The organism is Chryseobacterium sp. WG14 (assembly GCF_024586945.1).
GTDB lineage: Bacteria > Bacteroidota > Bacteroidia > Flavobacteriales > Weeksellaceae > Chryseobacterium.
In genome coordinates, this window is the sequence record NZ_JALCZD010000019.1 from 26,882 (window position 1) to 42,160 (window position 15,279).

Below are 15,279 nucleotides of genomic sequence, written 5' to 3' on the forward strand. Positions count from 1 at the left end.
TATTGCCATGAACAGTAAAATAAGATCAGTGTTTTTTATATGCCTGGGACTTCTTTTTGGAATGTCTGTCATGTATATTTACAATAATTTTATTGCAGATAAAAAAGATCAGTCAGGTACAAAAAAAGAAACGGTAAGCTACGGAAGTACATCTGCTCAAGACGGCTACAATAACGGAACTTCACCAGCCCAGGTTTCAATTGATCAGCTGACAGAAGAAAAAACCGTTATTACCTATGTTAAACAAAACCATAGGCTGCCTGATTACTATCTTACAAAAAATGAGGCCCGAAAACTGGGATGGAATCCTTCAAAAGGAAATCTTTGTGAAGTGCTTCCCGGAAAAGCTATTGGAGGAGATAAATTCGGAAACCGGGAAGGAAGGCTGCCGGGTGGCGAAAAATACTTTGAAGCCGATGTCAATTATCAGTGCGGAGGTAGAAATGCAGACAGAATCATATACACGGAAAATGGTGAGGTCTATCTTACTAAGAATCATTATAAGAGTTTTGACAAACAGTAAATAGTCATTGCGAGGAACGAAAGTGACGAAGCAATCTCTAAAATATGATGAAAAGATGAAAGCAGGTTTTATTTATATTATGACCAATAAAAATCATACAACTCTTTATACAGGAGTTACTTCAAACTTGCCAAAACGAGTTCAGCAACATAAAGAAGCATATTATTCCCAAAGTTTTACATCAAGATATAATTTGTATATACTCGTTTATTGGGAAGCTTTTCAGGAAATTGGAGATGCTATTTTTCGGGAAAAACAAATAAAAGCAGGTTCAAGACAGAAGAAATTGGATCTTATCAACTCTATAAATCCTGAGTGGAAGGATTTAACAGATGACATTCAAAATATTATGGATGTTTTTTGAGATTGCTTTGTCGCTTTGCTCCTCGCAATGACAGAAGTGTAGTTTATTTTAAATTATTGTAATTTTGAAAAATAATAATCTCTTTTATCTGCTATTGGCTTTGCTCCTGATTATCTCATGTTCGGAAAAACAGAAGATGAAGATAAATCAAGAGCAGAAACCCGCGATTACCATCCTTATACAGCCATTTAAAGATGTTAAACCTGAAAGTTTGGAAACCGTGGCAGAAGGAATTAGGGAAGTTTATCCGAATGTCAAAGTACTTGATGCTATAGATTTTCCGGAAAATTCTTATTATAAAGAGAGAAACCGGTACAGGGCTGATTCAATTATTAAATTCCTGAGTAAAAGGACAAAAGACGGTTTTGTGACAATAGGACTAACCTCGAAAGATATTAGTGCTACCAGAGGGGAAATCAGAGACTTTGGGATTATGGGATTGGGATATACCCCCGGAAAAGCCTGTGTAGCGTCAAAATTTAGATTAAGTAAAGAAAATTCTGATGAGCAGTTTTTTAAAATAGCCATTCATGAGCTTGGCCATACGCAGGGGCTTCCACATTGCCCGGAAAAAATGTGTTTTATGAGAAGTGCAGAGGGTAAAAATCCCACCAATGAGGAAACCGGATTCTGCAAGAAATGTAAAAGTTTTTTAATTAAAAAAAATTGGAAATTCAGTTCAATATGAAGACAGTATATATAGATTTTACAGACATAGGCGATTATGAAGATTTTTATGCCCAATTAAAGGAAAAGATTCAGCTTCCTGAACATTTTGGGGATAATCTTGATGCGCTTTATGATACCATTACAGGAGACCTGGAAATGCCGCTCCACATTGAATTCGTAAATATGACAGTAGATCAGCTTGAGATTTTTGAAGATCTGCTTACCAGTTTGGAAGATGCTGAAGAAGAAGTTGAAGACTTTAGTTTCAGTTATTACCTGGAGCAATACGAAGACGAAGACGAAGAGGATGTAGAATCTGACGAAGAAAAATAAACGAAAATAAAAGAGGTTGTTTCAAAAAATAGAGACAACCTCTTTTTTTCAGATCTGTGGTTTTATTCAACAGATTTGTGAGATGGATTGAAAAATAAAAACCTGCAGAAAACTCCACAGGCTTTATAAGTTTATTTGTGCATTTACATCCTATAAGAATGTTGAATCAAAATAAAAAGGAAGCAGATCTTTTACAGCGTATACTTTTACCACCTCATCATTCATGCTTGAAAAATAGAGATCAATGTCTTCACTTTGCTTTGTTTCATATTCTATTAAGCTCTGACGGCATGCCCCGCAAGGAGGAATCGGCGGATTATTCTCATGAAATTCTTTAGGACCTCCTACTACAAAGATCTTTTTTATTTTCACATCCGGAAAATTAGCAGCTACCCAAAAAAGAGTAGTTCTTTCGGCACAAAGCCCTGATGGAAATGCAGCATTCTCCTGATTATTGCCGGAATAGATCTCTCCATTTTCCAATAATACGGAACACCCTACCAAAAATTGGGAATAAGGTGCATAAGCGTTTTCACGAGCCGCTTTGGCTCTTGCTAATAATGTATTTTCTATATCATTCAGTTCACTGCTATTTTTAAAATATTCGTAACTGATCTGTATGTCTTTTTTCATATATTGTAGACTAAAAAAGGGGGGTAAAATTACTTCTTTTTAATGAAGTGGGCAATATTTATTCTTCTGGAGTTAAGTTGAATTTTTTAAAAATGATAAAATGTTATATACACCAATACAATTCAGAAATGTAGAATTAAAAAACCGATGGGTAATGTCACCTATGTGTATGTATTCATGTGAAAACGGAATGGCCAATAATTTTCATTTTGTACATTATGGAAGCAGGGCACAGGGAGGAACAGGACTAATTATGGTAGAAGCAACAGGAGTAGAACCCCGGGGAAGGATTACCAATCATTGTATGGGAATCTGGAATGATGAGCAGGCGGACAAACTGCAGAAAATAGTAGAATTTGTGCATACTCACTCGGAGTCTAAGATAGGAATCCAGCTGGCGCATGCCGGTAGGAAAGGTTCTACATGGAACAATCACCAGATCTCTGTTGAAGAAGGCTGGGAAACGATTGCCCCGAGTCCTATTCCGTATCATCCGTCAGAAAGAATTCCGCATGTATTGTCTACTGATGAGGTGAAAGAACTGGTGTTAAACTTTAAAGAAGCTGCAAGAAGAGCTGTAAAAGCAGGTTTTGATATTATAGAACTTCATGGAGCGCACGGATATCTTATTCATCAGTTTCTTTCGCCGCTTTCCAATATAAGAACCGATGAATATGGCGGAAGTTTTGAAAATAGAATCCGGTTTCTGATGGAAATTGTAGAAGCTGTAAATGAAGAACTGAATGAAGAAACGGCGCTTTTTGTAAGGATTTCAGGAACAGAATATGCTGAAAATGGCTGGGATATTAAAAGCAGTGTTGCTTTAGCTAAAGTTTTGAAAGAGCATTCCGTTGATCTGGTAGACGTATCAAGCGGAGGAAATATTCATGGAGCTAAAATTTCTGTTTTTGATGGCTATCAGGTTCCGTTTTCTTCACAGATAAGAAATGAGGCTGCTGTTAAAACTGGTGCTGTAGGGTTGATTACTGAAGTTAAACAGGCTGAAGAAATCCTTCAGAATGGAGATGCTGATCTTATATTTGTAGCACGGGAAATCCTTAGGAATCCATACATTGCGGTTCAGGGATCATTTGAGATGAAAGAAGACTGCTTTTTTCCTCATCAGTATACCAGGGCGAAAATATCATCATAAGTACTTGTAATACTGCAGAAATGGATATTGAAGATTTTATGCTGACCTGTCCCAGTAAAAAATTTCTGGGAGTAGAATGCCTTGGGTGTGGCGCTCAGAGAGCTATTGTACTGGTATTTGAAGGGAAGTTTTCAGAGGCTTTTCATATGTACCCTGCAGTATATACTTTATTATTGTTTTTTTTTACACTGGGTTGGAGTTTCATCGACAAGAAAAGAAGATATGGCGTTGCCTTAGGAATTATGGTGGTAACAAATCTTTTAATTATGATTGCTGCATATATTTATAAGCATAGTGTTTTTTGAAACCGTTTAATGTCCTGCAATGAGTTGTTATTCATTCCATAGTAGTCTACAGAAGACTAAAAGCCAATATGAAGCATTCCTTTTGTTCGTTTTATTGCCTGTAAAAAGTCGTAGAACTACTACAATTTATGAAACTGTTGCTTAAAAACTTTTTAGATTAGAACATGAACTCTATCTTTGTTATGTAAATCCTATTATACGGGAACAATCATTAAGGATAAAATTTAAGAAATGGCAGGAAATTCAAGAGGAATCTTAAAATTCAATGGAGGTGAAGGTCAAAAGCTACTAAAGCTTAATTACAGCGTATCAAGAGCTACGGATGTTTCAGGACGTGTAGCATCTGATCCGACAAACGCCCTTATTAAAGTAACGATTGAAGCAACAGAAAAATCTGATGTTTTGGAAAGCTTACTCAACAGTAAATACAAACCTACAAACGGGGAAATAAATTTCAATAAATCTCATGAAGAGGGAACATTGATCTCTTTAAAATGGGAGAACGGATATGTGATCCAGCACGAAGTAGATTTTGATGCTTTAGACAGCAACAATATGCTGATCAGCTTTGTAGTAAGTGCAGAGAGTATTACGTATGGAAATTCATCTTATGACGGACTTTGGCCTATGAGCTAAGTCTTCAGTACTGAAATATAAAAAGGCTGTCCTCTTAAGACGGTCTTTTTTTACCCATTGTAACCTGATTTCAGGGATGATTATTTACTGGAATCCATTTTATAAAAAAATTAAAAACCTTAACAAATCACTACAAAATATGTCAATCACATCTGGAAGAGGTGCAGGATCTTTTCGTCCGACACAAAATGCAGACGGTGTATCTGAAAATCACCATACTGGAATTAACCGCCTGGTAAAGCTTTCTTTGGTTATAGAAGGAAAGATAATCAAATACTATAAACACTTTAAGCTTAAGCAAAGCACAAGACGCCACCATGAATTTACGCTTACCCTGGCACACGATGCGCTGGGAGACCGGCAAACCCATTCACTGGAAGAAGCCAATAAGTTTTTGGGAAAACGTCTTACGGCAGTACTCTCTTATAAAGATATAGACAACAGCCCGGAAAGAACTTTTGTAGGAGTTATTACAGGAGTGGGATTCAGCCAGGAGAAAATGAGCCTGGGAAATGTTGTGCTTACGGGTTGCAGCCCAACCATTCTGCTTGATGGGGCACCTCATATTCAGAGCTTTGGAGGAACTCAGCCTGTCAATATGGGAATTATTGCTGATGAAGTGATTAAACAGGGAATTGATAAAGGCCGTTTTGATATCAGGGTGGATGCCAATAATTTTTCACAAATTATCTACAGCAGTCAATATGACGAAACCCACTACAATTATCTGGCGAGGATGGCAGAAGCCTATGGAGAGCAGTTTTATTATGATGGGGAAGTGCTTCATTTCGGAAAACTGCCTCCACAAAACAAACCTATTGTATTGACTTACGGAAGCAGTGCCAACGATATAAAGGTTGACCTCAAAGCTGTTCATACCAGACCGCAATTCTACGGCTACAACAGTAATAAAAATGAAAAACTGACTTCGGGATCTACGCCTATTAAACATGTGGGAGATCTGGCCAAAACAGCATACAGTCATAACGATTCTATCTATAAAACACCGGCATTGCAAATAGCACCCGTAAAAGCATCTACACATCTTGATGTGGAATATTCACAGAAAAGTGCTTCAGGAAGTGAAGCGGTAAACGTTTTTTCTGTCTCAGGAAATACAACCGTTCCCTTTCTGCATCCGGGATGTGTGGTAGATATGCAGATGCGTAAACCAGATTCTAATGAAACATCTTATTTCACAAGAATTATGATTACAGAAGCAGAACATGAAATTGATACTATAGGTCATTATCAGGGAAGCTTTGTAGGAATAGCTTCAGATACGGGATTTCTTCCCAAACCGGAATACACGGTTCCAAAAGCAGAGCCACAGACCGCAACGGTAATTTCCAATACAGATCCTGAAGGGCAAGGAAGGATACAGGTGAGATTCGACTGGCAGACTAATGATACCACCCACTTTATCCGAATGATGAGTCCTGACGCCGGAGGAACGGATCAGATTTCTCAAAACAGAGGCTATGTAGCAATTCCTGAAGTAGGAGACCAGGTGATGGTTAATTTTGTTCACAGTCATCCGGACAGACCTTTCGTAATGGGAGGAATGTTTCATGGAGGGGTGGCGCTGGGTGGCGGTGTTAATAATCATTTGAAATCGATACAAACCCGAAGTGGGATCAGAATTTTAATGAACGATCAGGAAGGAAGTGTAACGATCCTTGATCCAAGTGGCAATAGCTATTTTATGGATGGTAAAGGAAATATCAGCATGAAAGCTCCGAAAAATTTCACTTTAAATGCCGGTGAGAATATCAATATCAGTGCAGGAAAGGAAATTTCTGTGAGTGCGGGGGCAAGTATTACCAGTACCGCCAATGAAGATATTATTTCTACCGCCGGAAAAGATATGAAACTTACAGCATCAGGTGATATCACAGAATCTTCAGATACAAGGACAGAAATGGTAGAAAAAGAGTTTAGGAGACAGTCTGAAACTTCTAATGAAATAGCAGGTGAAATTTCTATGTTCAGCGAACTTGAAAATATGACCATGCAGAGCGGAAAAATTGTGGAATTCAACAGTGCTGAAAAATCAAAATTGTTCTGATATGGCCATTATAAAGACAGCAACCAATATAAAAATAACGGTCAAAGATTCCTATCATCTGAACGCGGGGAAAAAAGTTGAAAAAATAGCAAAGAAAATTAACGTTGAAGCACAAAGAGAAAACCTTGTGTTAGCAAGTAATAAGAAAATCATGTCTCATGGGAATAAATAAATTTACATTTCTGCCTGATGTGGCTTCTTATAAATAAGTTTACAGTTAAAGTTAATAAAGACAATCAAACTATTTCTGTCAATCAATTTTTAGAGAAAAACTATGCATAATAATCAATTTGGAAATTATACACCGCCAGCGCCACCAAAAGGACAGATAGACATTAGAATCGGTGTTTTTTTCGACGGTACACAGAATAACAGGAGAAATTCACAAGCTGCAGGAAATGAACCGGGATATAAACCTACTGCTGAAGAGAAAGCAGCTTACAAAAAGCATTCAAATAAATCTGATGATAGCTATACTAATGATTTATCTAACGTAGCCAGAAAAGAATACTGGTATAATGAAGATAAAAGTAAGTATATAGGTAAAGTATATATCGAAGGGATTGCAACAGAAGATTTACAGGGAGATGTAGATAAAAAGACAAATCATAAAGGGGTGGCTTACGGTGCAGGAAGCACAGGGGTAATAGCGAAGGTTCAAAAAGGTTGTCAAAGAGTGGCAGAGAAAATTAATGAGCTTAAAGGCAGGTTTGAAATAAATACCATTATACTGGATGTTTTTGGTTTTAGCAGAGGTGCCGCAGCGGCAAGGAATTTCGTATATGAAGTGACGCAAACCAAACCTAGAAATGGTTTGTTAGGATTTATTTTAGATAACAATAAAGTAGAATATGGATCCCTTCAAATTAGATTTCTTGGGGTATATGATACCGTATCATCCTATGATCCTAAAGCGAGTGAAATTACAGTACATCCCGATTTTAACAATGATGTGGAGGAGTTGAATTTAAACACATTAAAAGCAAAGAAAATTATTCATTTATGTGCTTCAGATGAGCATAGAGAAAATTTTATGCTGACAAGAGTAAGGCTAGCGCCGGGAGGTAAAGATTTTTTTCTACCGGGTGTTCACTCTGATGTTGGTGGATGCTACACTCATAATATGCCTGAAAGTAAACAGATCATGGATTTTGATAATACTGTGGGAGATGGCCTGAGTGATGCAGACTATGATAGGGCCTTAAATATTGATTTAAATAATCTTATTGAGCAGGGTTGGTTTAAACGCAGTGAAGTGGTAGCTCCCAATTCATGGCATGAAACATATATTAATAGAGAAAAAATAAGTAACAGGTATAGTTTTATTCCTCTGCATATAATGAGTGAACAGGTTAATGAAAACTATTCTAATACGATTGATATAACCAACTTAAATAAGTCATATCGTATTCCTAACGGGACAGAAGATAAATATTATCCGCTGGATTTAACTAAGGTTAAAAAGAGGCTCGATGAGTATGTCAGCGGTTCGGCTCCTGAGATGACTTATTATACGAATACGGAAATTGAAGCACTACGAAAACAACTAGCAGCTAAAAAAATAACTGCAGAGAAATTTAATCGAATTGTACAGGATCACAATTTACTAATATATTTAAGAAACAGATACTTACACTGGAACTCAAAATTTGGAGATATTGGGTATAATCCTCATTTCACCTTTGACAAAAAAACATTACAAATAAAAAGATTTAGAGAAATGGCTTTTAACTCATGAAAATACCTGTAAAACATATACTCCTCAGACTTATTATATTGCTGATTCCTTATTTAGGGTTTTATTTTATGTTTGCAGAAAGCGGTTTCAAGGGACAAACCTATGATTTAGATGAACTTCCTTTGTATTTGTTTTTTGCTTTGTTTGGTTATGTTTTTGTAGAAATATTTTATTGGAAATATAAAAAAGATAAAAATAAACTTATTGCGAATATATGTTTGATCGTATTTTTCACAATGCTTTATTTTATATTACCTCACCGAAGATATTTTAATTAAAATCTCAAAAAGAAATGCATTTTAAAACGAATATAATTTATTGTTTACTTTTCATCAGTACCTTAATCTCATGCCAAAATAAAATGGAAAAATACAAATGGCTTCCCACGGAAAGTTCACCTCTTCTATATCCTATGAATATTTATAAAGGTCATCTTTTTCTTGAAGATGGCAGCAGTGTATATATTCCCTGTTCAGGTAGTTCTCATACAGGTTGGGGCTATAGCGGCTCTATGCATACTCAGGGAAGTGATTTAAAAGCTGTTCCCGTTAAGCTTGAGGTAACCTGGGCATCATTTTTAGAAAATAAATTTTATACCGGAAGCTGGGATTTGCCTGTAGATAAAATAAAAGAACTTTTTAAAGAAGGAACCGTTAATTGGAGAACTAATGAAAAAGAAGGGTATTCCTCTGTTGTCGTAGGTCTGGCCCCGGGAGGAGTGGTAGTAGTCTGGATGTATGGTAATGACCAACAGGTAGAAATAGGAAGATATCAGGCAAAAGAAACTTCTGTATCTATGAAAGATTATGTTCCCGGAAATCCTACCATAACGCAGGAAGAATATTTTGATATGAGTAAATCTGTTCCAGAAGCCTATGAAAACATGAAGAAGAATGGAATTCAGTTTGGGATTTGGGATACCTACCGTAAAAAATACAACTGGAAAACCAGCATAGAAATTCCTAATCATAGCTTCAAAAATGTGACACTGGAAATGTATAACGGAGAGGAGGAAACATTGTTTAATGAGACCATTGATAAAAATCCTTTTAAGGAAAGAGCGGTTCCGCGTCTGTTATCTTATTTATTTGAAGACAAAAATGGTAAGCAAACAGTTTTTGAAGTAAGATACTTCGATGAAGAAGAGATATTTTCATTATTTAAAAAAGCAGATGAAAACAAACCTATAGAAATTGTCCTTCGTATGAATGAAGATCTGACCAATAGAAGGCTGATCTTAAAACAGGGAAATAACGAGTTTCCTATACAGAAAATTGATTATGACAATATGTGGGAACTTAAAAAATATAAATCGAAATAGTATAAAACCGGGTTACATGATAATCCGCATAATATGAAGAAGCATGTAATGGTAGGAGTTGAAAAGCAAATATTGAAATTATGGGCATAACTTTGCTGGTAATACCCTCTCAGAAAGGAATGCCTGTAGAGAAATAAAGTACGAAGATGATTGTATGCAGAAATTTAATAAACATATCGTTCAAAAAGGGGAAACCTTAAAAAGCATTGCTGCCTTTTATAGCCTGGATGTGGATGCTTTAAAGCTATTTCATAATAATCTTTGTCAGGTAAAAGATATGATCCTTATAGAATTGACCGGGCAGAAAGAGCTTTTCATTCCAAGAACGGCAGTAGCAGATAAAAATAAGCTGGTAAAGCTGGGGAGAGGAAACAGCCTGACCCTTCAGCCGGGTAGTTCATTTTTTAAATATGGGGTGATCATCAATATGGAAACAGGAGATCATAAAAATGAACTGAAATATGAAACGTCAGTACGCTGGCTTAAAAGTGAAAATAACCTGCATTTTTTTGAAATAGACCGAACCTCCAATCTTTTTCTGAACGAAGAAGAAGTAAATGAAATAGCCGATACACTGGCTTATAAAACATCAAAAGTTTTATACCCTCTACAGGTAAGTGTAGATCAGTATGGTAAATTCAATGCTGTTGAAAACCTTTCCGTTTTCAATGAGCGGTGGCCGGATGTTAAAAATGAAGTCTATAAAGAATTTGAAGGAGAAGTAGTAGACGAATATTGCAGAAAGATTGAAGAGATACTGGATGAGCCGGATGCACTCAGTCTGTATCTTAAAAATGATTATTTCATCAGGACACTATTTTTCGGAGTCTATCAGAGTTTTGGGCAGAATTATCAGATTGAGGGAACAGAGAGTTTTCCTGTTGTAAACAACCCGATAGAGCCCCGGTATAAAATAAAGCTGGAAATTGACCCCCTGAAAGATGACTATGACCTTGTGAATATTGAGGGAGAAGGGAAATTACATGAAGAAAGAGATGTACATGATTTTATCAACGAATCCCCTTTCTCTTTAATTATTGGAGATGACCCGGTAATCAATAATCAGGGAGATTTCAGGATGAAATATTATCTGGATGGGAAACTCCAGCTTCCGGAATCCATGTATTTGGAATGCAGCATCATGCTCAAAGAAAAGAAAAAAATATCAGTAGTAGTAGCCGCTCTGCCGGAACAGTAAAAAACAAAATAATATGAAAATAAAATTAAATCATAAACTTCTTACGCTGCTTTTTATAGCATATTATGGCCTGTATTTCGGGCAGAAAGTAGAATTTACCGTACCTAAAAGTATTGAAACATTACAGAATTCTATATTTTATTTCAGTAATGGCTTTACAAAAGATGAAGCCAAAGCAGCAGCGGCGTCTGATGATGATTTCTCCACAACTGTTGAACTTTATAATTTAAAATACGATACAGACTATAAAAATCCTTATCTGAAACCGGCATTAAAAAACGGAGCAAAACCGAAGCAGTTTATTCAGCAGGCAGTATGGAATGTAACCATGAAAAAAGTGTCCGGGAAAAGCACGAAAGTAAGTGTTTTTCTTGAAACGGTTACTCCGGATCGTTGGTCAAAAAAAGATATTGATGTAAAACAGACCCAATCTACGGGAAAAGTAGAGCAGGAAATCAAAGAATTTCTTTTAAACTATAATGAACCAAAGGTTTCTGAAGCTTTAGAAGCAGCTGATATTGCAGCCACAGAAGCCATGGCCACAGCTCAGGTTGCTGATTTTGAAGCCAGAAATGCAATAGAGAAAGTAACATCAAAAAAATTACAGAGCGTATTCAGTAAAAAACAGTTTATTGCTCTGCCAACAACATCCGGAAACTTTACTAAGCTTTTACAGATACAGCCCAGCGACCTTGAATGTGGGGATTGTAAAAACGGAAAATATTCCAGTTGGGATTTTGATGATTTTAATATGATCTATGCCCAGATGACAACAGGATTAGAATATTATGCCCTGCAGTATTATGGCAATCAAAAAGTTTCAGGATTACCATATGGCCTGGTATTCAATGACAGTTCACCTTCTGAATGTAAAACAAAATTTGCAAGATATAATGCCCAGCTTTACCAGACAACAGTGGATACCGATGAAAACTCATCAAAAGCACTTACAGTAGTTACTTTTAAGATCAACACCAGTTTTGTTCGTCTTGAATTTGGAAATGAATATTTAACCAGACTTGTTATCTCAAACAAAGAATTCTAACCATGGCCGAAAAACATATTGTAGTACAGGGTGCGATGTGCAAATGTCAGTTTGGACAAGCCCCGGATAAACTGAAAGTGCTTACACACCAAAAAGAATATGCGAATGATAAAAGTGCTTCCAAAAAACTGATCGCTACCACGAAGGAAATAGGAGGCGCCACTTTTGAAAAAAATACATTCGGGAACTGCACAAAAAACGGAGGCCCGCCGCCGCCATGCAAAATAATGGTGACCGAATGGCAGAAGTTTTATGATAAAGTACAGCTTAGTAACGGTGGGTTTATTATTCTGGAAGACAGTAAAGCGGTCTGTGCTGTGGCAGGAACCCCATGTATTGAGATCATAGACCATGGGCAGAGAGCTGAAGCCGGCCAGCAGAATTTTAAAAATGCTGATAAAGACGTACAACAGCAGATCAATCCTTTGGTGAATGCTGAAGAAATGTATAAAAAAGAACCTGTTTATGACACATCAGGTGATAATTCAAAGAATACAGGATGGCAAAAGGAATAAAGAAAATAAATATAGCTACAGCTGAAGACAATACAAAAGTGGTAGCCACCCAGGGCGACTTTATTGGAGTTGAGCCCGGAAAACCTATCTGGTTTCAGGTTTCAGAATGGTTTCCCGGTACCCCTGAAGCAGACAAAAAAAAGGAAGTAATCTGGATCCGGCAAGACAGTGCACGCCAAAAAGTGATTAATCAGCTTAGAAGACCCGCTGGCTATGTATACAGCTATACATTCACCAAAAAAGAATGTGGGATTCTTTCTTATTATATAGAAGCAAGCCTGGGCGGAAAACCTGATAAAGTAAATAAAGTAGGGAAATATATCTTTGGACATTGCCCCCCAAGGATTGTAGACTCCAGATGGAGTACTACAGAAGGAGGAAAGGATGTCAGACAGACCTTTTACTTCAGCTATGGGCATATTATTCATCTTTACCTGGGAACAGAAGGACTGAATGGAAGAAAAGACCTTATCGTTGAGATCTACAGAAGAATCAGAACAGGAAGAGGGGCAAAAGATGATCCTATGATGAGAAGATGGGCGGATGTGGAAGTCAACGATGGGGAGATTAATGTTAAAGTTCAGAATACATCACAATGGAAAGGAGTCATCAAGGATATAAAAGATGTGGAAGAGCTGTACGTAAAGGTTAAAGATCCAAAGACCGGAAAATATATTGTAGACGATAATAATGATGACATCCACGCAAGGTTTTTAAGGATGAAAAACGAGCTGGTAGCTGCAGCTCCCCAACCGCCTCAGAATGTTGTTCCTACCAAGATCTATGCGCCGGATAAAAACCTGGCAAGATATGAACCCTGCAAATTTGAGACGATACAGATCAGTGACATCGTTTTTGAAAAAGACAAAGAAGTTAAAAAGCCAATCACACTTTTTAATAAAGGAGTTGGTGTTAAAAATATCGCAGAAAGGGAAACCATACATGCCACCATTTTTTATGAATTCAATTCTGCAGTCATTGAAGGTGACGGAGAAAAGAAACTGAATAATATTCTTCGTTTCTTACTGGAGCATCAACATTCTACAATAACCGTAGATGGATATGCCTGTGTGATTGGTAAGATGCAGTACAACCAAAGCCTTTCTCAGAAAAGATCAGATATTGTAAAGAAATTTTTTACTGACGGAGGACTGGACAGCAAAAGAATAAAATCCCTGGGAAAAGGAGAAGTACATGCTACAGATGATAAGAACGGTAAGGACAACGTCAAATATAAGGACGAAAAAGAATATAAAAATAACCGAAGAGTAGATATCTATTTTGATTATTATCCGCACGATGCGAATACCATTATTTATCATACCATTGCCCCTTCTTCGTCCACCAAAAGGAATATAACGATAGATGTATCAGCATTTGATACAAAAGCCTGTTTCAGGAATAATGACCTTCATACCAAAGAGATCAGATTACTGGATGTAGGCCAGGCTATTGATGCAGGAGATAAAGAGAAAAAATTTGCCCCGCCCACATTCGATTATCCGGTATATTCAGATTTATCCAGAGCAAATGCCCTTCCGCTGCAGTATATCTGGCCGGAAGCAACCACTCCGAATAAAATACAGATGTATGCCCACAGCTGCAGATTTTATAGCAATAAAAAGCGAACTACGGTTTTAATAAAAGCCTATCCCGATATCAAATGGGATTTCCATTTTTTCCTGAATCTGAGTAATGATCTAAGCGTTAAATGGCAAAACCTTTCTGCTGCAAGACATAAGGAAATGCAGGAAAAAGCCGGAAAAATAGGAGCAGAAAAAAGATGGAAACAGACCGAAGTAGATTTTGGGGTGACAATGGAAGCCAACTGGGACAGAACAGCCGCTGATAAATATAACGGTCATGCTGATGCCACCTTAAAATTTGAAGATAAAATAAAATGGATGTATAAAGTCTTTAGCTCCCTGAAAGAATTTTCAAAAGGAGTGACAGACCAAACCAAAGGTAAAATCAGAAAAAAAAGTTTTACCAGTAAAATGCCATTAACAATAGAAATGAAGCCACCCAATTTCTGCCTGGGAGCAGAATGGATGCTGGAAAGAGGCAAGAAAAATAAAAAATCCCTTTCCACTATTGGAACAGATCTGGAGTTTTATTTCAAAGCTTCTCCAATTGTGGGGATAGAAATAACTATAGACCTCCTTGATATGCTGATTCAGGCCGGAGTAGGAGTGGTAAGTGGCGGAACAGCCAACGTTGCCGCTAAAGTGATCCTTGATGAGGTGAGAGCCTGGCTGGCTGATGAAGACCATCCGATATCTTTGAATATGTATATTGATTTGAAGGTATTTGGAAATATTTCCGGAGAATCAAAGATCCATTTTAATACCAATTCAGATGAAAGTAGTGGAAATGGAAAACTGGAAACCCAGATTGGTATTGAATTGGATGCCGGTATTGAAGTAAAAGCAAAATTTGTAATCATTGTGGCGGAAGCTTATGCCGAAGGGAAAATAAAAGCAACCGGTAAAGCAACTGCTACTTTTGGGCATAATCTTATTTACGATCAGAAGAGCAGCACTCAGAAAACGCTGTACTACAAACCGGATCTGAAATTTGATGGCCTGGTCGCTACTGTAGTTGTGAAGGCAAGTGTTGGCTTATATATTAAAAAAGGAATTTTAAAAGGAGACAGAAAAATGGACCTTGCAGATTTTGATAAAACATACGAAATCCTTCCGGAATTCGATATTATAGAAAAGCTGGAGAAATATACCGGATTCTCTCCAACGATACCGTTCATTCAGCAGGGATAAT

At 37.0% G+C, this 15,279-nt stretch carries 17 protein-coding genes; 16 read left to right on the top strand and 1 reads right to left on the bottom strand.

Annotated features, from left to right (window positions below; translation table 11 throughout):
* Nucleotides 1–7 precede the first annotated feature (7 nt).
* From MP478_RS21780 to MP478_RS21795, 4 genes are all read left to right on the top strand, one after another.
* On the top strand, nucleotides 8–523 hold the full coding sequence (locus MP478_RS21780; RefSeq protein ID WP_257191714.1) for a ribonuclease domain-containing protein: 516 nt from the start codon (nucleotides 8–10) through the stop codon (nucleotides 521–523).
* 55 nt (nucleotides 524–578) lie between these two features.
* Entirely contained in the window at nucleotides 579–887 is a 309-nt protein-coding gene (locus MP478_RS21785) for a GIY-YIG nuclease family protein (RefSeq protein ID WP_257201648.1), read from the top strand.
* Nucleotides 888–1,023: 136 nt separating this feature from the next.
* Complete coding sequence (locus MP478_RS21790) at nucleotides 1,024–1,575, top strand: Zn-dependent protease (RefSeq protein WP_257201649.1); 552 nt, start codon at nucleotides 1,024–1,026, stop codon at nucleotides 1,573–1,575.
* Complete coding sequence (locus MP478_RS21795; protein ID WP_257201650.1) at nucleotides 1,572–1,889, top strand: barstar family protein; 318 nt, start codon at nucleotides 1,572–1,574, stop codon at nucleotides 1,887–1,889. Before MP478_RS21790 ends, MP478_RS21795 begins: the two co-directional genes overlap by 4 nt.
* A gap of 150 nt (nucleotides 1,890–2,039) precedes the next feature.
* On the opposite strand, the gene MP478_RS21800 is transcribed toward MP478_RS21795, so the two are convergent.
* Complete coding sequence (locus tag MP478_RS21800) at nucleotides 2,040–2,522, bottom strand: cytidine deaminase (RefSeq protein WP_257201651.1); 483 nt, start codon at nucleotides 2,520–2,522, stop codon at nucleotides 2,040–2,042.
* Between the two features lie 100 nt (nucleotides 2,523–2,622).
* On the opposite strand from MP478_RS21800, the gene namA reads away from it, so the two are divergent.
* The 12 genes from namA to MP478_RS21860 all read left to right on the top strand — a co-directional run bounded on the left by namA (nucleotide 2,623) and on the right by MP478_RS21860 (nucleotide 15,278).
* Entirely contained in the window at nucleotides 2,623–3,675 is a 1,053-nt protein-coding gene (gene namA / locus MP478_RS21805) for an NADPH dehydrogenase NamA (protein ID WP_257201652.1), read from the top strand.
* 20 nt (nucleotides 3,676–3,695) lie between these two features.
* A complete protein-coding gene (locus tag MP478_RS21810) occupies nucleotides 3,696–3,980 on the top strand; it encodes a DUF2752 domain-containing protein (RefSeq protein WP_257201653.1) in 285 nt (94 codons plus the stop codon).
* 231 nt (nucleotides 3,981–4,211) lie between these two features.
* Entirely contained in the window at nucleotides 4,212–4,616 is a 405-nt protein-coding gene (tssD, locus tag MP478_RS21815) for a type VI secretion system tube protein TssD (protein WP_047492225.1), read from the top strand.
* 139 nt (nucleotides 4,617–4,755) lie between these two features.
* The gene (locus tag MP478_RS21820; protein WP_230037140.1) at nucleotides 4,756–6,684 is read left to right on the top strand and encodes a type VI secretion system Vgr family protein; all 1,929 of its coding nucleotides are present in this window, start codon (nucleotides 4,756–4,758) and stop codon (nucleotides 6,682–6,684) included.
* A 1-nt stretch (nucleotide 6,685) separates the two neighbouring features.
* Complete coding sequence (locus tag MP478_RS21825; protein WP_230037138.1) at nucleotides 6,686–6,856, top strand: hypothetical protein; 171 nt, start codon at nucleotides 6,686–6,688, stop codon at nucleotides 6,854–6,856.
* A gap of 102 nt (nucleotides 6,857–6,958) precedes the next feature.
* Nucleotides 6,959–8,422: a DUF2235 domain-containing protein gene (locus MP478_RS21830; protein ID WP_257201654.1), complete on the top strand. Its 1,464-nt coding sequence runs from the start codon at nucleotides 6,959–6,961 to the stop codon at nucleotides 8,420–8,422.
* Nucleotides 8,419–8,700, top strand: a complete 282-nt coding sequence (locus tag MP478_RS21835; RefSeq protein ID WP_257191705.1) for a hypothetical protein — start codon at nucleotides 8,419–8,421, stop codon at nucleotides 8,698–8,700. The genes MP478_RS21830 and MP478_RS21835 overlap by 4 nt, the downstream gene beginning before the upstream one ends.
* Nucleotides 8,701–8,783: 83 nt before the next feature.
* The gene (locus MP478_RS21840) at nucleotides 8,784–9,743 is read left to right on the top strand and encodes a DUF2931 family protein (RefSeq protein WP_257201655.1); all 960 of its coding nucleotides are present in this window, start codon (nucleotides 8,784–8,786) and stop codon (nucleotides 9,741–9,743) included.
* Between the two features lie 154 nt (nucleotides 9,744–9,897).
* A complete protein-coding gene (locus MP478_RS21845) occupies nucleotides 9,898–10,941 on the top strand; it encodes a LysM domain-containing protein (RefSeq protein WP_257201656.1) in 1,044 nt (347 codons plus the stop codon).
* A gap of 13 nt (nucleotides 10,942–10,954) precedes the next feature.
* Nucleotides 10,955–11,986: a hypothetical protein gene (locus MP478_RS21850; RefSeq protein ID WP_257201657.1), complete on the top strand. Its 1,032-nt coding sequence runs from the start codon at nucleotides 10,955–10,957 to the stop codon at nucleotides 11,984–11,986.
* 2 nt (nucleotides 11,987–11,988) lie between these two features.
* Nucleotides 11,989–12,501, top strand: a complete 513-nt coding sequence (locus MP478_RS21855; RefSeq protein ID WP_230037127.1) for a DUF4280 domain-containing protein — start codon at nucleotides 11,989–11,991, stop codon at nucleotides 12,499–12,501.
* Nucleotides 12,486–15,278, top strand: coding sequence for an OmpA family protein (locus MP478_RS21860; protein ID WP_257201658.1), 2,793 nt, complete (start codon nucleotides 12,486–12,488; stop codon nucleotides 15,276–15,278). The genes MP478_RS21855 and MP478_RS21860 overlap by 16 nt, the downstream gene beginning before the upstream one ends.
* Nucleotide 15,279 lies beyond the last annotated feature (1 nt).